Source organism: bacterium (assembly GCA_020444065.1).
In the GTDB taxonomy this organism is placed as follows: Bacteria; Sumerlaeota; Sumerlaeia; order SLMS01; family JAHLLQ01; genus JAHLLQ01.
The window spans coordinates 302,014-321,229 of the sequence record JAHLLQ010000002.1 but is presented as its reverse complement, the minus strand read 5'-3'; the positions used below and the strand labels follow the sequence as shown (position 1 = coordinate 321,229).

16 protein-coding genes are annotated in these 19,216 nt (G+C 59.4%); 8 read left to right on the top strand and 8 right to left on the bottom strand.

The window, feature by feature from the left end:
* Window positions 1-15: 15 nt before the first annotated feature.
* Complete coding sequence (locus tag KQI84_05870) at window positions 16-903, top strand: glycosyltransferase family 2 protein (GenBank protein ID MCB2154393.1); 888 nt, start codon at window positions 16-18, stop codon at window positions 901-903.
* On the opposite strand, the gene KQI84_05865 is transcribed toward KQI84_05870, so the two are convergent.
* From KQI84_05865 to KQI84_05835, 7 genes are all read right to left on the bottom strand, one after another.
* Entirely contained in the window at window positions 904-2,658 is a 1,755-nt protein-coding gene (locus KQI84_05865; protein ID MCB2154392.1) for a glycosyltransferase family 39 protein, read from the bottom strand.
* A gap of 71 nt (window positions 2,659-2,729) precedes the next feature.
* Window positions 2,730-3,251, bottom strand: coding sequence for a DUF1440 domain-containing protein (locus KQI84_05860; protein MCB2154391.1), 522 nt, complete (start codon window positions 3,249-3,251; stop codon window positions 2,730-2,732).
* Window positions 3,252-3,284: 33 nt separating this feature from the next.
* On the bottom strand, window positions 3,285-4,817 hold the full coding sequence (locus KQI84_05855) for a ferrochelatase (protein ID MCB2154390.1): 1,533 nt from the start codon (window positions 4,815-4,817) through the stop codon (window positions 3,285-3,287).
* On the bottom strand, window positions 4,814-6,205 hold the full coding sequence (hemG, locus tag KQI84_05850) for a protoporphyrinogen oxidase (GenBank protein ID MCB2154389.1): 1,392 nt from the start codon (window positions 6,203-6,205) through the stop codon (window positions 4,814-4,816). The genes KQI84_05855 and hemG overlap by 4 nt, the downstream gene beginning before the upstream one ends.
* 3 nt (window positions 6,206-6,208) lie before the next feature.
* Window positions 6,209-7,603, bottom strand: coding sequence for an oxygen-independent coproporphyrinogen III oxidase (gene hemN / locus KQI84_05845; GenBank protein ID MCB2154388.1), 1,395 nt, complete (start codon window positions 7,601-7,603; stop codon window positions 6,209-6,211).
* An 11-nt stretch (window positions 7,604-7,614) separates the two neighbouring features.
* On the bottom strand, window positions 7,615-8,655 hold the full coding sequence (hemE, locus tag KQI84_05840; protein MCB2154387.1) for a uroporphyrinogen decarboxylase: 1,041 nt from the start codon (window positions 8,653-8,655) through the stop codon (window positions 7,615-7,617).
* 126 nt (window positions 8,656-8,781) lie between these two features.
* Window positions 8,782-9,909 carry a glycosyltransferase family 4 protein gene (locus KQI84_05835; protein ID MCB2154386.1) on the bottom strand — a complete coding sequence of 376 codons (1,128 nt, stop codon included), beginning with the start codon at window positions 9,907-9,909 and terminating at the stop codon, window positions 8,782-8,784.
* Window positions 9,910-10,245: 336 nt separating this feature from the next.
* Here KQI84_05835 and KQI84_05830 point away from each other — a divergent pair, with 336 nt between their 5' ends.
* From KQI84_05830 to KQI84_05820, 3 genes are all read left to right on the top strand, one after another.
* Window positions 10,246-10,761 (top strand): hypothetical protein, encoded by a 516-nt coding sequence (locus tag KQI84_05830; protein MCB2154385.1) that lies wholly within the window; start codon window positions 10,246-10,248, stop codon window positions 10,759-10,761.
* 134 nt (window positions 10,762-10,895) lie between these two features.
* Entirely contained in the window at window positions 10,896-11,855 is a 960-nt protein-coding gene (rsmH, locus tag KQI84_05825; protein ID MCB2154384.1) for a 16S rRNA (cytosine(1402)-N(4))-methyltransferase RsmH, read from the top strand.
* Complete coding sequence (locus tag KQI84_05820) at window positions 11,852-12,325, top strand: hypothetical protein (protein ID MCB2154383.1); 474 nt, start codon at window positions 11,852-11,854, stop codon at window positions 12,323-12,325. The genes rsmH and KQI84_05820 overlap by 4 nt, the downstream gene beginning before the upstream one ends.
* A gap of 432 nt (window positions 12,326-12,757) precedes the next feature.
* On the opposite strand, the gene KQI84_05815 is transcribed toward KQI84_05820, so the two are convergent.
* Entirely contained in the window at window positions 12,758-12,991 is a 234-nt protein-coding gene (locus KQI84_05815; GenBank protein MCB2154382.1) for a hypothetical protein, read from the bottom strand.
* Between KQI84_05815 and KQI84_05810 the strand changes: the two genes are divergently transcribed.
* From KQI84_05810 to mraY, 4 genes are read left to right on the top strand one after another with little or no spacing between them, the layout of a single operon-like run.
* Complete coding sequence (locus KQI84_05810; protein MCB2154381.1) at window positions 12,990-15,029, top strand: PASTA domain-containing protein; 2,040 nt, start codon at window positions 12,990-12,992, stop codon at window positions 15,027-15,029. The two genes, KQI84_05815 and KQI84_05810, sit on opposite strands and share 2 nt — an antisense overlap.
* Window positions 15,029-16,594 carry a UDP-N-acetylmuramoyl-L-alanyl-D-glutamate--2,6-diaminopimelate ligase gene (locus tag KQI84_05805; GenBank protein MCB2154380.1) on the top strand — a complete coding sequence of 522 codons (1,566 nt, stop codon included), beginning with the start codon at window positions 15,029-15,031 and terminating at the stop codon, window positions 16,592-16,594. Before KQI84_05810 ends, KQI84_05805 begins: the two co-directional genes overlap by 1 nt.
* A gap of 31 nt (window positions 16,595-16,625) precedes the next feature.
* Complete coding sequence (locus KQI84_05800) at window positions 16,626-18,038, top strand: UDP-N-acetylmuramoyl-tripeptide--D-alanyl-D-alanine ligase (GenBank protein MCB2154379.1); 1,413 nt, start codon at window positions 16,626-16,628, stop codon at window positions 18,036-18,038.
* Window positions 18,038-19,174 (top strand): phospho-N-acetylmuramoyl-pentapeptide-transferase, encoded by a 1,137-nt coding sequence (gene mraY / locus KQI84_05795; protein MCB2154378.1) that lies wholly within the window; start codon window positions 18,038-18,040, stop codon window positions 19,172-19,174. Before KQI84_05800 ends, mraY begins: the two co-directional genes overlap by 1 nt.
* Window positions 19,175-19,216 lie beyond the last annotated feature (42 nt).

Sequence of the window (19,216 nt, the reverse complement as noted above, 5' to 3'; positions counted from 1 at the left end):
CTTCGAGGTCTCCCCATGCGCGACTACGCCCCTTCAGAACCCGATTTCATCTCCGTGGTGATTCCCGCCTACAACGAGGAGAAGGCCATTGTTCCGGTAATCGAAGCGGTGCGCGCCGTGATGGATCAGACGGGGCGCGAGTACGAGATCCTGGTCGTCGATGATAAATCGCGCGACAGAACGCCGGACCTGGCGGAGAAGGCCGGTGTGCGCGTGATTCGCCACATGGTGAATCAGGGCAGCGGCGCCAGCCGGCGAACAGGCATCATCAATGCTCGCGGCGAGATCATCGTGATGTTGGATGCGGATGGAACGTACGAACCAAAAACGATCCCAAAGATGTTATCCTATATGCCGCGCTACGATCAGGTGAATGGCGCGCGTACGAGCGAACGCGGCACGTACCGGGCGTTGCGTTTCATGGCGAAGTGGTTCATCCGCCAGCTCGCGATCTATATCTCGGGCCATCATATTCCGGACTTGAATACGGGCCTGAAAGCATTCAAGCGAGATGTGATGCTCCGCTATCTCTGGGTCATGCCGGACGGTTTCTCGTGCGTGACAAGCATGACGCTCGCCTTCCTGACGAACGGCCATCCCGTGAAGTACGTGTCGACACCATATTACAAGCGAATCGGGAAGTCGAAGTTCCACCCCGTAGCCGACAGCAGCAAGTACATCACGACGATCCTCCGCATCATGACGTTCTTCCGTCCGCTGCGGGTTTACATGCCGCTGGCCGCGGGGATGATTCTCCTCGGAATCGTGAAGGGGATCTTCGATCTGCTGGTGCTCTCGGGTCACACGCTGCAGGAGTCGGACATTATTCTGATTTGCGTGGGCGTCCTTCTTGGCGGCGTTGGTTTGCTAGCGGAATTAATCGTCACGCAGCGCAAGGCCTGATCAATACTCAAAATACTCTGGCCAGATCGTACGAGTGGCTTTCTCATCGCCAGGATCTGGGAGATCCTCTGTCGCCGAAATGATTGCTCCCTTGCGATTCCATTCATCCGGCTTGGCGACACATAAGAGTAAAGGCCCATCTCCATCCCAATCCAACATGACGCGGTCCGCCTTCAAGAACACTGGCCCCGGAGCCGTTACTGGATCACCATTGACCAAGAGCCACTCAACTGCGTCCCCATTTTCGGCAGAGCCGAAGTAGTATTCCGCTTCCCGGGGGATCACGACCTCGACTTCTTCTGCATCACCTCGCTCAACAACCTTGCCAGCCGCCAGAAGACCGGGGGTCTTCAGCGGGACCATGGAGGCTCTCAGCGCCAGTACGACATCCGCACCCAACTTGCGAACGCGCTTGTCGTAGACCACGTACAGGACATTCTCACGCTCAAGGCCCCGTGGAACATCGATGGGCAGGTCGCCCGCTTCATATCGATCGCGCAGAGTCGTCACGAACGCCTTGTATTCGAAAGGGTGAGGGCGAAACAACGGATGACCGTATCCGTCGAATACGGTCGTGTTTTTGGGAATAACTTCCTGCCACGAATTACCTAAGGCGATCTCGTTCGGAAGTATCAGTTCCGCCTTCCGTTCAGTATCCATCATTGCAATCACGGCCAATACCAGGCCTGTCACGATGATGGGCTCACGCCGAGTGATGGGGAGGTTGCTCCGAGCAATGGAATCCGCGACATCGCACAACGCCCATGCGGACAACAACGCAATCGGCGCGGCAACCACAAGGAGGCTCTGGTAGTGAAAAGTCGGCATGAGAAACATGTACTGGAATACGAGGAATGCAGCGGCCGGCCATAGAATCGCAATCTCGGCCGGTGCTTTGCGACGCGCAATGCGATAGGCCGTCCATCCGAGAACAAGCAGCGTTGCGTACGCCCAAATCGTCGAGAGGTCGGTGAACTCGTCGAAGCCTTCGAAGATCGGGGGGCGGGCGCGATCCATGTTCTTGCCGACGAACTGCTCGATGAATGCAGCGCCGTTTCCGGATATCTTGAACCCGATCGACATGATGGCCGGGGTAATCATCGAACCGGCGCCATACAGCGCCAGCGGAACCACCATGAGTTTCCGCCGGAAGATCATTGCCGCAATGAACATCAACCCGGCTGAGAATCCGAGAAACAGGGTCTTCAAACTGAAGAAGAAACAGGCACCGACCAAGGCGCCCGAAAGCAGCCAGAGGATGTATTTCTCTTTCCGCCAAGCAGCGAACCAACACATCAGGCTGGCGATCCAGAGTATGTTCATCGGGTTGTCGCCGCGGATTTCCCAACTCTTCTCAAACAGGGCAGGTGAAGCCGCGAAGAGAATCAGTGCGATGATCGGCAGTCGCGATTCTTCGGCAAATACATGCCGACTTGTCCGCCAGAAGAAGACAAACCCGGCGGACATAAGCGCCAACATGACTCCGCGGAGCACGTATAGGAACTCGTAGGAATCAGGATCGAAAAGGCGAATAAGGACCGCAATTCCCTCCGCGACAAGCGGACCGTGATTGTCCCAGACCTGTGTGTAAAGCTGCTGTCCGTGCGCCACCGCGTACGCCGCAGCGGTCATCTGGACCTCGTCGGGATCCAGACCGCGCAACATCGCATACGGCGCGTAGGCAAATAGGAGAATCCCCGCCAGAACAAGCAGCCAGCGGGGAACCGGGGGTAATGTCATTGGTTCGGTTGTCATGTCCGGTTCCGGTCAGTGTTGCTGGTGGCAACTGAACGGAACGGAGCGAAGAAACTCAAGCAGGACGTTTTCTAATCGTCCTCTTCGTGATTCAGAATGTCGTGCTCGACAGCCTTCAGAGTGTCGATCGCCGCCTTGGATTCCTTGCGCAATTCGGGACGACGAATCTCTCCGCCCTGGTTGGAAGCCAGCCCCGTGAAGCCGAAGGCGATGAGTTGACCGAGCAGCAGCGCTGCTAATATATGTCGCGTATACTGCTCCTTCTTCTCAGCAGCGATGAAACCGATAACTCCAAATCCCCCCACAACCATGATCAAAATGAAAGCGAGTTCAGCCGTTTCCTCGTGTTTGTGCATCATCTGGAGCGAAACGCCGAGGCCCTTCAGTTCCTCAACCTCGTGCTCGGCCGGCTCGCCGGTCAGGAAGGCGGGAATCGTACCGATTGCGACGAGGATCAAAACCCCGAAAACGATCCGGCGGACTTCCTTGACGCGGGGCCAGATTATCGCCGCAACGGAGAGGAGCATCGCGAAGAATAGACCGAAGATCGGGAAATGATTAACTATCAGGTGCCAGTGGTGTCCGTTGGGCATGGGAAGACCTTTCCGTTGCCGAGAGATGTCGCGTTACTTTGCAGGAGCGGAGGTCAACCTGGGCCCCGGGAGTGGAACGGCGAGCTTGATGTTCCGAAAGTAGTAGAAGGCGCCCACGAACAGCGCCAGCCCAACAGCAATCAGAATGAATGATCGCAAAGCGTCCGGCAGGAAGTGCGTGAATCGAATCACCATTCCGAGCGAACCGAAAAACAGAACCACGATCCACGTTGGAATGGAGAACACTTTGTAGAGGGGACTGGGTTGGGGAATGCGCTTCAGCCGCTTCAAGTTGTTCATCGCCATCTTGCGAATGACTGTTCCACCCTTCAGTGCGCCAACCAGAACAGCCGCCGCAGAAGCTGCTGCAAACCATCCGGGTTCCAGAGAACCAAGCCCAAGGAGAATCCCCCGCGCCACCAGGAAAGCAGCCAACAACGTCCAGAAGATTGCGGCGAAAATGGCTAACGTGGGTCCCCCAAAGTTCAATGGTCCGTTTGTGCCCGGCATGGCGGGGCGTTCTTTCTGAATCAGTTCCGGTGTTCCCTGGCCGATCGTCTTCCAATCGCCGGCGGGCCCATCGAGGCGTTCCAGCACCATCGTGGAAAGAAGTTCCATGAATTCCGGGTCGTCGTTCGGGCAGGGCAGATAGAGCAAATCATCCCACTCGCAGTCACCCAACTGCTGGCGGCCTTCAAGCTGCGATTCCGCGTTGTCCGCCATGAAACCAAATGGGAAATACACAACATTGCGAATGCCGCGGTCGTGGCTTTCCTGCCCTGCCTCGGCGACTTCGGGGTATGTCCATTGGCCGCCGAGAGCGTGATTCAGCCAGCCAATGCGAACATCGCGGAAGTGCTCTTTCAGATGCGAGCGAATCTGACCGTAAAAGTAACGCGTCTCGCGCGCGCTCGAGTTAATGCCTTCGGGCGGAAACTGCAACGTACCGTGGGATCCGAGAATCAGGACGGATTCGCTCAGCTTCTCTTTGCTCCAGTTCGCTTCCTGGATCTTCTTCCACACGAAATCCGCCCAGACTTTGGCGGCGCGTTTGTCAAAGCCAAAGCCCAATACATACCGGGGTGCCGGCAAGTTGTTCGCCTTTCCGCTGTCCCTGTAATTCTCAAGATCGGTGCGACTGACACCGGAGGTGAAGTCGCTCTCCGCAACGTACATCGGCACGAGAATGATCTCGTCCGGCGGGTTCTTCTTCAACTCATCGAGAACCGTCCAAATGAACGGAGGACGGAATTCGCAAACGACACGGAGGTCGAATTCAACGCCCGGACGCTTTGCGGAGAGCTGTTCCTTGAGCGCCTTCGCCTGCGCATCGCTGATCGGTTCCAACGGCGAGTGGTAGCCTTCTTCGGTGAACGTCTTCTTGCGAATTAGCCCACGCCGGGCAGCAAGAAGAGGCGTGATGAACTTCGGAATGGGCGCAACGCGTCGCGTCAGTCGATTCAGAATCGAAAGCGAGTACTCGTACTGAGAGCGCCAGTCGAGTTGCGCCGGCTCGCCATAAGTCAGGCAAAGGACAGCAACCCGTTTGGTGTCTTTGGAGGTCATGCGAATTCCTTGTCGCGTTTCCCGGCACGTTCCAGAATCTCTCGAGCCAGCGTGTTCGCTTTGTCCACGCGGTCGGGAATGGAAACGCCGCCGAGATAATTCCCGAGCAGTTCGATGCCTTGCGGCAAGGCCTCGCGAGCCTTCGCCATGCGATCCATGTGGCCGACGCGGAAGATGGGCAGCGCGCGCTCCCATCGGTGGAACTTCAGGAAGGGCAAATCGCCTCCGCGGAACTTCATCGTCGTCTTGAGATCCTCGACGAGTTGCTTCCGCAGCCGATCTTCGTCCCACCCGAGGACTTCCGAATCCTTATCGCCGCCATAGAAACAGGTCAGCAGGCGATGACCGTCCGGTGCACGATTCGGGAAAATCCGATCGCTCCAGATCATTCCCAGGACTCGCACGCCCTGCTCGGCGACTGACAAAAAGCCAAAACCGTTCCGATTCTCCGCAAACATCTCCTCCGGTGCGCCCACGTGGAAGACAATCAATCCGGCGTATGGAATCGCCCGCAGCTCCATCGCGGCGGGTGCGGCGATATTCTCCAGATAGTCCGCAGCCTGCGAGGTCGGCGTGGCGATCACCACCTGATCGGATTCCGCTGTTTTGCCGTTGTATTCCACGGCCCAGCGGCAGTTTGTCCCGGGGCGAAGAGTCGCCGTCGTTTCAAACTCGAGCGTCGCTCCCGCCTTTTCCAGGCCGCTGACGAGCGCTTCCGGTAATTCTTTCAATCCATTGGGAAAGGAGACGAGGGCGCGCTTCGGCCGCTTCTTGCGCTTCTGTCCAGGTTTCCGCAGGGACTTGAGGGCGGCCATGATGCTTTCGTGCTGACGCATCGGCTCGTACAGTTTCGGCAGAGTCGCGGCAAAGCTGATCCGGTCCGCATCGGCGGCGTAGACACCGGCCATGAACGGTTTCAGCATGCGCTCCACGACGGCGGGACCGACACGCTGACGAAAGAACTCGCCCAGTTCCATGTCCTGCTCGACACGGCCCTTCTTTGCGAAGATGCCGCTGACCGCTTTGAACTTCTGTCCCAGCGAGAGGATATCCGTGGTGATCAATCCGCCCGGTCCCATCGGGACCTTGCGCAGCTTGCCCTTGTACCAGACGAATCGATCGTGTTCGCTCAGCGGCTGCGCGAACGCCCTGTCGCGAATGCCGAGCTCATCCAGTAGTTCCACAATTGCGAGCGGAAACGACGTGAAGCTGTTCGGCCCGATCTCGATCAGGTAATCGTCTTCCTGCTTCGTCGTGATGACACCGCCGCAACGCGGTTGCTTCTCAACGACAAGCACGCGCTGGCCGTTCTTCATCAGACGCCAGGCTGTCGCCAATCCGCTGACGCCCGCGCCGAGCACAATACAATCGAATGTCTGTTCGCTCATTGACTAAACCGCACGAGAGAAAAGTGGTTTGCCGGATCGTGCGCGCTTCAGATACGAGTCGAACACGACGGCGATGTTGCGCAGGAACACGCGCCCCTTGTCTGTGACATGGAGCGCATCGCTTTCGATTGTCAGCAAGCCGTCTTCTGCCAAAGGCGCCAGGGCGTCCTTCTCTTCGCGAACGACTTCGCCGACATTGAATCCTTCGACGCCAGTGTCCGCATCGAAACGCAACACGCCGTTGCACATGATCTCTTCGATCATGTAGCGACGCGCGCGATCGTCATCGGACAACGCAAGGCCGCGTTCGAGTGGCAGTTTGCCTTCGTCGATCATGCGCTTGTAGACGGTCAGCTTCTTGACGTTCTGCGCGAAGGCATTCTGGAAGTCGCTGATTGAGGAAACACCAAACGCGGCGAGATCAGTACCGCGCAGCGTTGTGTAGCCCATGAAGTTTCGCCGCAGCGAACCTTCGCGCTGTGCGCGCGTCAGCGAATCATCCTTCAGCGCATAGTGGTCCATCCCGATGAATTCCCAGCCCGCCGCGACAAGTCGATCGTGCGCGGCGATGAACATGTCGAGCTTCTCTGCGGGCGTCGGCATGTCCGCATCGTCGAGCGTGCGCTGGTGCGCGAGCTTCGTCGGAAGGAACGCGAAATTATAGAGCGCGATGCGGTCCGGGCGCAGGCTGATGATCGCATCGACAGTGTTCGTCCAGGTTTGAACGGTTTGCTTCGGCAAGCCGTAGATCAAGTCGATGTTCACGCTCTTGAAACCAGTTTCGCGTGCACGCGCAACGTTTTCGAACGTGATGTCGCGCGTCTGGCCGCGACCGATGGCCGCCTGCGTTTCGGGATTGAAGTCCTGCACGCCGAAACTGATGCGCCGGAAACCATGCTGATGATAGAAGGCGTCGATGTCTTCCGGTGTGGCGATGCGCGGATCGACTTCGATGCTGCGCTCGTTCTCGTCGGTGAACGTGAAGCGACTACTCAGCATTTTCAGCAAGCGCGCCATCTGCTCGTGATCGAGGAAATTCGGCGTCCCACCGCCGAGGTGCAACTGGATCGCACGGCCGGCACCGTGATAGCGTTTCGCGAACAACTCAATCTCGCGCTCAAGATAATCCAGATACTCGTCCGCGACGCCTTCCTTGCGCGTGACGATCACATTGCACGCGCAGAACAGACAGCGCTTTCGACAGAACGGAATGTGCACGTAGAGCGATAGGTCATCTGCCTTCGCCGACGTCTCCTCGATGTACTTCTCCCACTCGTCGGGGTCGAAGTCCGGTGTGAAGAACGGTGCGGTCGGGTAACTGGTATAGCGCGGAATGCGTTGATCGTAGGCGCGGATTTTCTCCGGTGTGATTCCGAGCGCTTCAAGATTGGAACTCATTGGTCACTTCCTCACTTGGCCGCAAGGGCCTGGATCGCCTGAACGTATCGTTTGGCGCCCTCGACCTTCGCCTGCGGAAGAATACCGTGGCCAAGGTTCGCAATCCACCCCTTCTTCCAATCGAATTCATCGAGCATATGTTCGACAGCCGCGTCGATCGCATCGGGTGTGTGCAAGACGATCGGATCGAGATTGCCCTGCAGCGTTTTCGAAACGCGCCGACGAGCATCCGCCAGTGGCGTCGTCCAATCGATACTCAGCACTTGCGCGCCAGTCTCTGCCATCGATTCCAGAACGCCGTTGCTGCCCTTCACAAACAAGTGAATCGGCGTATCGGGACATGCCTTCTTCACGATTGCGATCAGCTTGCGCTGATAACTTGCGGCAAACTCTTCGTAGTCGTGCGGCAGCGCAAGAATGCCGCCCCAGGATTCGAAGATCTGAACGCCGTCGGCGTGGCCTTCGTCGATCTGACTGATCAGGTAATTCGCCGCTGTCTGCGTGATGCGTTCGAGCATTTCATGCAAGACTTCCGGTGCACCGAAACGCAGTTCCTTGATGTGGTGCTGGCTCTTGGACATCTTGCCCTCGACCGCATAGGTCGCGAGCGTAAAGGGCGCTCCACAGAAACCAAGCACCGGCGTGTCACCGGTCTTCGACTTCAGCAGCCGGATCGAATGCGCAACGGGCGGATCGCTGAACGTCGCAACATTGAAGCGATCCAGATCTTCAGCGCCTCGAATCGGCGGAGAAATCTGCGGGCCGCCCCCGGGGAACTCGACCTTCAGGCCCATCTCTTCGAGCGGAATCAGAATGTCGTTGAAGATGATCTGGATATCGATGTCCAGAATCTGCAGCGGCAGCAGCGTGGCTGCGGCGGCGACTTCCGGATTTAAGCAAAATTCGCGGAAGGTGTACTTCTCCTTCAACGCCATATATTCGGGCATGTAGCGCCCGGCCTGGCGCATCAACCAGATCGGCGGCCGATCGGTTTCCTTCTGCGCGACGGTCAGCAGGTAACGTTCTTTCTTCGAGAGAGCAGTAATGGACACGTGGTATTTCCCGGGGTGATGTGTGCAAAATCGGAGACGCTGCCCCGATAGGCAAGTTGAGCAAGTACAATGCCGCGTTGGTCATACGGGGGGCTTTCCAAGCCGGTCAACGAGAAGTCGCCAGAATCACCGGGCGGCGGCCTCGCGCGCCTCTTCCCAGACGGCAATCATTCCGCGTACGTGAGCCTCGATGCTGAAGTTCGCAACGGCGTGTTCGCGCGCGGCCCAACCGATGTCGGCAAGGCGACTTCGCGCCTCCCAGGCCGTCTGGAAAGCGCCGGCCAGCGACTCCACATCGCCTTCATCAACCAGCCAACCAGTTTCGCCTTCGCGGATGAGCTCCGGAATGCCGCCGGTGCGGGCGCCAATAGAGGGAATTCCGAGGGCCGCGGACTCACAAATTGTGCGACCGAATCCCTCTTCTGCAGACACAAGTAAATTGACGTCGAGCGCCTCGTAAACCGGGCGAACCTCCTTTTGGAATGGCAACCATTTCGCGGCCTGGGCGAGGTCCGGCTGCTCAAGGCGCCGGCGAAGTTCCTCGCCATATGATTCGGTGCTCTTGAATGCGTCGCCGGCCAGAAGCAGCCTGGCGGGAATGCCCCGTTTATTGGCCAAGGCAACGGCCTCCGCAGCGACGAGCTGGTTTTTGCGGGGTGAAATCAGGCCGAGAAGTCCCACAACAAGCTCGTCCGCCCCCCACCCGCATTCGTTCCGGACAGTCAGATCGCGCTCGGCAGGCTCGAACGCCGACAGATCGACGCCGTTGTATACGACCCGGGTCCGATCCTCGACCACAGAGCCGGCCAGGAGTCCTCGGCAGGCTTCGCTGACAGCGACGATTCGGTGGCATCGCGGAAGGCTGTACTTGGAAATCTGATCCGGACGGATCCCGAGGCGGATATGGGTGGAAATGCCCACTTCCCCCCCTGTGCCCCGCGCCGTGGCGACGCCCTGGGGGGTCGAGTGGAACTCGTTGCAGTGGATCACGTGGGGCAAAAAGCGGCGCGAAATTCGACGCAAAGCGGGCAATTGACGCAGAATTGCATGGGCACGTCCCCCCAGTTTCCTCCAGGCACCATGCGAAACCACCTCAACCGGGATGTTAGATGCTTGCAGCTCTTGAGTTAAGCCTCCACTTCCCGAGCATACGACGAGGGGCTCGACATCGGGGGGAAGATGCGTCGTCAGCGCATGGAGAGACTGCCTTGCACCGAGCATTCGGACACTGGGAGTGAGGAAGAGCACGCGCATGGGGGCTTTTCTCGGGCAGAAAAGGAAGTCAATCCGCCAGCTAAGTCAAATACCAACAGTGGTTTAGAAGATGGCGAATCCGAAGGGTTCGGAGTTATCCACAGCTTTCCGAACATCCCTTTTAATGATCTGATCAAAACAATTTGTAGCAGGAAAGCGCTTCATCGGATACAAGATATGACCGTTTCCTAAAGAAATTCTAAGAAGCGGCTCAAAGAACGATTCTCGTCTTGACGGTCTGGACGTTGATCGGCACGTTCAGCCCAGACTCGGGGGAAATGTGGGGAACCCGGAAGTATCTGCCCAAATCCCCCCTGAAACGATGGCGGAAGCAGCATGGCGAAGTTCCAGGGATTTGCCGATGTCAGCATGGATGATCGCGGAAGAATCGCGATCCCCGCCAAGTTTGTTAAGACGATCCGCTCCATCGATGCCTCGTACGGTCGGGAGTCCAAAGACGACGAAAACCTGGACGTCGTCATCGGAATGACGATGGGTGAACACTTAGGCATCTTTCCGAAGACTGTCCATGACAATCTTTGCGAAGTTCTGGAGAACGGACCGTCTGGCGATCAGGACTGGGAAGACATGACAGCCTGGGTGACGGGGCAGTGCGAGACGGTGCCGCTGGACAAGCAGAATCGTGTGAAGATCCCGTCCTTGCTGGCAAAGAAACTCCACCTGTCCGGTCAGGTGTTCATCCGCGCCGCTGGCGAGCATCTCGAAGTGATCGATATGAACGAGTGGGAAAGCCAGTTCGATTCGCAGCGTGGCAAGATAAAGGGCACTCGCGCGAGCGTGAAGGATCGCTTCCAGGAACTGGAAGCCGAAATGAAGGCGAGGCGGCAATAAGCGGGATCGAGCGCCGAACAGGCGGCTCTCTCGCGGGGTAGCAGGTCAGAGATTTCACTAAGTCCCGGGGGCACCGATTATCGGGGGACCCGGAAAACGAAACAAACTGAGTAAGGAGACGACCCGAAAACGGCGTGGAGTATCACGAACCTGTACTCTTAACCGAGGTGCTTGAACGCCTCGGGGCCGTTCCCGGAAAGATCGTCTGCGATGGCACGCTGGGGAGTGCCGGCCATGGTATCCACCTGGTTCGGGCTCTCGCCGGAAACGGGGTTTTTGTCGGCTTGGACCGCGACCCGTCGATGTTGGCGAAGGCTCGAGAGCGGTTGGCCGGCGAGGAAGGGACAGATGGGGTTCGCCTAATCCTGGAGCCCCGACGTTACGACGAGTTGCCGAGCGTGCTGGCGGAAAACGATCTGAAGGGAGCCGATGCCATCATCTTAGACCTGGGATTTAATTCACTCCAGGTTCAGGAAGGCAGAGGCTTTGGGTTCTCGAAAGATGTGCCCCTGGATGGGCGTTACAATCCGAAGGAAGTAGGGACGCAGTCGATGGCGGAGTTGGTCAACACAGCGAGCGAGCAGCAGTTGCGGGACTGGCTCTGGTCCTATGCGGATGAACGCTACGCTCGCCGCATCGCGCGCCGTATCGTCGAGCAGCGCGAGCGTAAGCCGTTCGAGACGACGTTCGAACTGGCTGCCGCCGCAGAGGCCTGCTACCCCGCCGCGCAACGTCACAAGGGCATTCACCCTGCAACGCGTACCTTCCAGGCACTTCGCATCGCAACGAATCGCGAGCTCACATACGCAGAGCAAGGCATTCGCGCCTGCATGGATTCACTGAACGTTGGGGGAACGCTGTGTGTGATCAGCTTCCACAGCGGTGAGGATAAGATCGCGAAGCGCTTGTTCGATGAAGCCGGTTCGCCGCGTCCCGATCCGGAGAATCCCTACTCGGCCACAACGACTGAAGGACTGGAGTTCCGTGTCGAGAGCCGTGGCGCAGTGAAGCCGTCGAAGGAAGAAATTGCGCGCAACCCGCGTTCGCGCAGCGCTCGCTTGCGCACGATCCGCCGAGTGGGAGGGAAGGCATGACCCGGCGTCCCTCCAGCAAGACGAAGACGCGCGTGCGTCGCTCGACGGCCAAGTCGGCGAAGATCCGCAAGCGCAAAGAGCCGGCACCTGTAACGCTTCGCATTCGAGATCTCCTGGCGATTCTTCTGGCGGGTGCAATGGCAACGGGAATGGGGCTGACGATCGTGAAGATGCGCTTTCAGGCGCGTGATTATGAGATCGAAGCCGCTCGTCTGCAGGAACTGACCACAGCGCGTCGCGATGAGGCGAAGCGACTCGAAGCGCGCCTTGGCCTGATGCAGCGGGATGAAGTGTTGCGCGAAACGGCGATCGAGGAACTCGGCATGATCGATCCGGATCCGAGCGCCGTGGAAGAATTGACGATGAACGAAGAGCGCGTGGCTGCCTACCGCGAAGCGCAGCAGGAAGCCCGCGAAGAACTTGAAGCGAAGCGGCGTCAGTTGGCCGCGTGGCAGAAGGAGGTGTTCTGAGTAGTTGGACAGGGTGGTGAAGAAGCCGCCATCCTTCCACAAGGCAAGGTCAGGCAGGGTGACGCCCGCAAAGTCCGAGTCGTTGATAGGTTTCGACGCTCGGCATTTCCGGTTCCGCTCCCAGCGCTGGTTCCCGTTGTCGGTTCCCGTTCCAGACAGAGTCCCCGCAGATCAGTTCCCGTTCCCGTTCTCTGTTCCAGTACACGTTCCGGCGAGATGTTCCAGGCGCACCGCTCCGAGTTCCGGTTCTTGAAGACGCACCTACAGCCTAATACCTCTTGCTCCAGGTCCCGTTGGTACGACGGGGAAATAAATTGGAAAGCTTCCCGGCCTTCAATTTCTATCCCCCCATCATCCGAGCCTGATCTTGCCTTGTCGAAGGATGCCGGTTGCGACCCTCGAGCCGCTGTTGGCCCCCACGTTCGGATCGAGTCAATCGACGAGAGCGCGCAGACCGTCAACAACGAATTTCGAGTTCTCTTTCACCCCCGCCTGGCGGATCGCTCGTCCGCCGAAGTCATGGAGGAGCTTTTTCGGCTGCTCCGGGGGAACCCAGGCAAGTTTCCCATCGCAGTAGATGAGAGCGCACGACAAGCCGGGCGATGAGCCGGCGTTGCCCTCGCTCCCGACGAACGTCCCCGATCCCGTTGATGGTTGCTGAACCATGCTGGTACTTCCGCACAAATTCCGCGTTCTGCTTCTCGGGGCAATGTTCTGTCTCCTTGCCGGGCTTGTCGGCGCTCGACTCTACATGTTGCAGGTGGCTTCTCACGAGCGATTCCTGGAACGCGCTTCCAATCAGCAAACGAAGCGCGTCGTTGTCCAGGCGGAGCGTGGCGATATTCTGGATCGCAACGGCCGCCCCCTGGCTACCAGCACCGGAACACTCTCCATCTACGTTGATACGAAGTACTTCAAGGCGCCGCACGCGGATGTCGATCTCGATGCCGTCGCGGAGCAGGTTGCGTATTACTGCAACCTGGATCCGGAGACGATTTCAGCGCGATTCGAGCGCAACGGCGTCGTACCTCTCGGCCGCCAGTTGGATCCGCAGGCCGCACAGCGCGTCGGCCAGTTGCTCGACGAGTACGAAATCACACGGCGCGGCTTCTGGTTCCATCGCGAAAGCAAGCGCCTGTACCCGCGCCACCTGGCGCCGCACGTGATCGGCTTCACTGGCACCGATGGCGATGGCGACAACGTCGGCCTCGGTGGTTTGGAACTGAAGTACAACGACACGATGATGGGCCGCCGAGTCGAGACAACGGCATCGCGCTCGGCCATCAGCCAGGTGCTGCAGCCCGTGCACCAGGAAGACATCCTGGCCGCTCGCGGGCATTCGCTGATTCTGACGCTGGATGCGGCAATTCAAGAGACAGCCGAGAATGCTGTGGCCGATGCGGCCGCGGAATTCGAAGCAGACGCCGCGGGCGCAGTCGTAATCGATGTCATGACGGGCGAAGTCCTCGCACTCGCTTCCTGGCCAACATTCGACAACAGCGAGCAAGGTAATTACCCCGCCGACTATCGACGGAATCGCATCCTGACCGATCCGCTCGAGACCGGATCCGTGGCGAAGCTCTTCACCGCGGCGATCCTGCTGGATACGGGCAAGATCAGTATCGACACACTGGTCGATTGCGAAGGCGGACGCGCCGTTGTCGATGGCCGCCGCTTGACCGATTCGCCGGGCCACTACCTGGACGTCGTCCCCTTCTATGAGGTGATCCGCCACTCCAGCAACGTCGGCACGGTGAAGGCGGCACAAGTACTGGAGAATAACGAATGGTACGCGTACCTGCGTGCGTTCGGCTTTGGTGAGTCGACCGGCATCGACCTCGGTGGCGAAGGTGTCGGGCTGCTGTACCCGGTGTCGCGCTGGACGAAGTTCAGCCGCACGTCGTTGCCGATGGGCTACGAGATGGCCCTGACGCCCGTGCAGATCTGCTCTGCCATCGGGTCGCTCGTGAATGGCGGCGACCTGATGCAGCCCTACATCGTGAAGGAAATCCGCGACTCGCGCGGCAATGTTGTCGAGCGTTTCGAGCCGACGGTCCGTCGCCATGTTATTCGTCCCTCAACCAGCGAGCTGATGCGCCGTCTGATGGAAGACGTCGTGCTGAACGGAACCGGCAAGAAGGCTCAAGTTCCTGGGTTCCGCGTGGGCGGCAAGACCGGAACAACTGTCAAATCACATATTCATACACACAAAGAGTATATCGCGTCCTTCGGCGGCGCGTTGCCGATTCAGGATCCAAAGATTGCAGTCTATGTCTTCGTCGATAACCCGCACGGCAAGCACTACGCATCGGAAGTGGCCGCGCCAGTCTTCCAGAAAATCGCCCGCAGCGCGACACTACAGTTAGGCCTGGTGCCGACCGAGTTCCGCGCTGAGGACGATATTGCTTCGTCGCCGGATCTCGCGCCATTCCAGCCGTTGCTCTTCCCGCAGGCCACGGCGTTGGAGGCCGGCACGATGCCGAACCTCGCCGGTCTTTCGATGGCGGAAGTCCGCAGCCAGTTGCCCGCGCAACTCGAGCGCGTGCGCTTCATCGGCAGCGGTCGCGCAGCCGACCAAACGCCACCCGCAGGCCAGTCGATCGACTCCAACTCGGATGTAATCGTTGTCTTTTCTCCGGACGCCCCACGCGCCCTCACTCCCGCAGACGCTCTCGTCGCTCAGTCCCCTCGGAGGAATTTCTGATGGTCCCCGCTGAACCTGTCTCCCTGCTTCACCTCGTCTCTCTGTCCGGTCTTCTTGCCGCCGACATCTACGGCAATCCGGATGTGATGATCACTGGAATCGCGACATGCGCCCAGAAGGTCGAGCGCAACCAGATGTTCGCCGCAATCGTCGGCACAAAGACCGACAGCCACATGCTGATTTCCGAAGCCGTTTCGCGCGGCGCGGCGGCCATTCTGGTCGAAAAGGACATTCCTCCCTACCCCGGCGTGACGATGGTTCGTGTGCCGGATACACGGATGGCGCTGGGGCCGCTGGCGCACGCGTTCTATGGCAATCCCTCGCGTGCGATGACTGTGGTCGGAGTCACGGGAACGAACGGCAAGACGACAACGACATCGATGATCGCGGGCATCCTGGAAGCAGCCGGCCGCAAGACCGGTCTGATCGGAACCCTCGGAGCGTTCTGGGATGGCAAGTACGTCGACGCGCACATCACGACGCCGGACTCGATGACCTTGGCGCGCTTCTTCTCCTCGATGGAGAAGGACAACGTGCAGGCGGTTGTGATGGAAGCCTCCAGCCACGGCATTCACCAGGCGCGCATGTCCGGTCTGCCCTTCCACGCGGGCGTTCTGACCAATGTGACACAGGATCACCTGGACTACCACGGCGACTATCCGACGTACATCGCGACGAAGCGCCAGTTCTTCTTTGATTTTGTCGATCCGACACCCGGCGCTACCGCGTGCTTCAATCTCGACGATCCGATCGGCGAGGAGCTCTCCCACAGTTACCTGGGTGATCACTTCACCTACGCACGCCGCGAAGGCCTGGGGGCGGACTTCCACGCGGAAGACGTTTGCTTCCGCCCGGACGGAACCAGCTTCAAGCTCGTTGCCGGCAAGGAATCCGTCACGGTGAATGCACGGATGCTCGGCGCGTTCAACCTGTCGAACATGCTCGCGGCCGCTTCGGCCTGCCGCAGCCTTGGCATCGATCTGCAGACGATCGCGAACGGCCTCGAGGAAGTCGGCCCGATCAGCGGTCGCTTCGAGCGCATCGATGAAGGCCAGCCATTCCAGGTCATTGTCGATTTTGCACACACGCCGGATGCGCTGGAGAAGGTACTACAGACAGCACGCAGCCTGACAAGCGGCGACCTGATCACAGTATTCGGATGTGGCGGCGATCGCGACCGTACAAAGCGCCCACCGATGGGCAAAGCCGTCGGCCGCCGTACGGACTATGCCATCGTGACATCGGACAACCCGCGCTTTGAGGACCCGGAGCGCATTGCACGCGGCGCGCTGGAAGGCCTGCTGCAGAGTGGTCTTAAGCCCGCCAACTATCAGGTGGTGTTGGATCGCGCACTGGCGATCGAGCGCGCGCTGCTGCTGGCCAAGTCGGGCGACTGCGTCGTCATCGCGGGCAAGGGCCACGAAACGTACCAGGAAGTCTGCGGACGGAAACTCCAGTTCGACGATCGGGTGATCGCACGCGAAGTGCTGCGCTCGATGGCCGAGGCATGGGAACAGAAGCCGGCCGAAACGGAAGTGAAGTCCAATCGCCCCACGTGGGCATGATGAATCGAAAACGTCACGTGGAGAACGCTCGATGAACTTGACGGTTGCGGACATTCTGGAGTGCACGGGGGGCTTTCTCGCCCGAGGGAACGGCGACACGCCCGTCGACCGCCTCTGCACGGATACGCGCATCCTCCGCGCCGACGACGTGTACGTCGCGCTGCGTGGGAAGCACTACGATGGCGAGGAATTCGTTCTCGAGGCACTCGAGAAAGGCGCCGCGGGTGTTGTTTGCTCTCGCGAGTTCAGCCTTTGCAACGCGCCGAACGATGCGTTTGTCGTGACGGTGTTGGATACAACGACGGCCCTCGGCGACATCGCGCGGCACTGGCGCCAGAAGGTCGATCCGACGGTACTCGCGATTTCCGGCTCCAGCGGCAAGACAACGACGAAGGAAATGCTGGCGCACGTCTGCCGGGGCGAGATGAATGTCCTGGCGACCGAAGGCAACAAGAACAACCACATTGGCCTGCCGCTCACTCTGGCTCGCCTGCGCGAAGACCACGAAGTCGCCATCGTCGAGATGGGAATGAACCACAGCGGCGAGTTGACTCAACTGGCGCAGATCGCCCAGCCGGACATCGCGCTGCTGACCAATGTCGGCGACGCGCACCTCGGCAATTTCGAGAGCATGGATCATCTGCTGGCAGCAAAGGCGGAGTTGATCGAATCGCTGCCGGAAGGTGCGACCGCGATTCTCAATGCGGACTGCCCGCAGTGCGCGCGTGTGCGGAGCGAATTCTCCGTGCCCAGCACAGTGTTGACCTACGGCGTCCACATGAAGGCCGACGTGCAGGCCCGCAATATCCAGCAGGGTCACCCGTTCGGCTACCAGTTCACGCTACGTGTATCGGACGAGTCGGTGCCCGTCTTCCTGCCAGTTTTTGGACGTTACCAGGTTCAGAATGCACTGGCAGCAGCGGCTGCGGCCGCCGCGCTGGGCGTTTCGCCTCAGACGATTGCGGAACGTCTGACGACGTTCCAGGCGCCCGAGATGCGCTCGCAGATCCGCCGCTTCGGCGGGCTGCGCGTCGTGGTGGATTGCTACAACGCATCACCAAGCGCAACGATCGAAGCGGTGCGTTCCTTTGCGGAAATGATGGATGACTGCCGTCGCATTCTGGTGCTGGGCGACATGCTGGAGCTTGGTCAGTTCAGCGAGCGCATGCACCGACGCGTCGGCGATGCCGTGGCGGATACGAAGCCGGCGCTGACGATCTGTGTGGGCGAACAAGCCCGCTGGATCGCGGACGAGGCGCATCACGCAGAGGCGAACGTCTGCATCGCCGCCAGCGTGGACGAGGCCGTTGAGATTCTGAGCGTCTACATGGAAAGCGGCGATGCAATCCTGGTAAAGGGATCGCGCGCAACGCGCCTCGAGCGACTTGTCGATCTGCTGCAGACCCGCATGACGGAAGAAATCAACGAGGAGACGACGATCTAATGGTGCCGTGGCTCGCCCAGTTGTTGTCTGAGAAGGAAGCCTTTTCGTTCCTGCGAGTGGGTGAGTACATCACCGTGCGCGCCGCGTGCGCGCTGGTCGTTGCATTCCTGATCTCGATCGCGTTCGGCGATCGCACCATCTCCTGGCTGCGTCGCCTGAAGGTCGGCCAGCAGGTGCGCGATTCGAAGGGCGACAATGCCATCAGCCTTCTCGACATGCACGCCAACAAGGTCGGCGTTCCGACGATGGGCGGCGTTCTGATGATCGCGTCTGTTCTTGGCGCAGTGATTCTGCTGGGCGACTGGACGCAGCCGGTTCTCGGCCTTGCAATCGCGATGGCGCTGGGATTCGCCGCGATCGGCTTTGTCGACGATTATCGCAAGATGGTTCACAAGAACTCCGACGGTCTGTCCGCTCGAAAGAAACTCCTCGCACAGTCGTCCCTCGCCGCAATCTTCGCGATCATGTATATTTCGATCTACAAGGGCCTCGTGTCCTATCAGCACGCGGGGATGACGGGCGGCGATGTGATCGTCTTCCCATTCGTGAAGGACTGGGCGTTCTCGCTCGGCTTGTGGTACATCCCGTTTGCAATCGTCGTCCTGGCCGGCACGAGCAACGCCGTCAACCTGACGGACGGCCTCGACGGCCTGGCAACGGGGGTCACGATTTCGGCGACGTTGTGCTTCGGTCTTGTGGCTTACCTCGCAGGTCGCGTGGACGCATCCAGCTACCTGATCATCCCCCACGTGCGTGGCGCGGGCGAACTCGCCGTCCTGATGGCCGCCGTCATCGGCGCCTGCTTTGGATTTTTGTGGTTCAACAGCCCGCCGGCACGCGTATTCATGGGCGACACGGGCTCGATGATGCTGGGCGGCGTATTGGGCGCCGTAGCGCTGCTGCTGAAGCAGGAGTTTCTGCTTCTCATCGTCGGCGGCGTGTTCGTGATGGAAGCCCTGAGCGTCATCATCCAGGTTTCGTTTTTCCGTTGGAAGAAGCGGCGCGTGTTCCTGATGACGCCGATTCATCATCACTTCGAACGTGCCGGAATTCCCGAATCCCAAATCATCGTGCGCTTCTGGATCGTGTCCGCGCTGTTGGCGCTGGCTGGTCTGAGCACGTTGAAGCTGCGATAGCGAAAGGAGGCAGAAACCGCTTCGGCTCGAACACGAATCAGA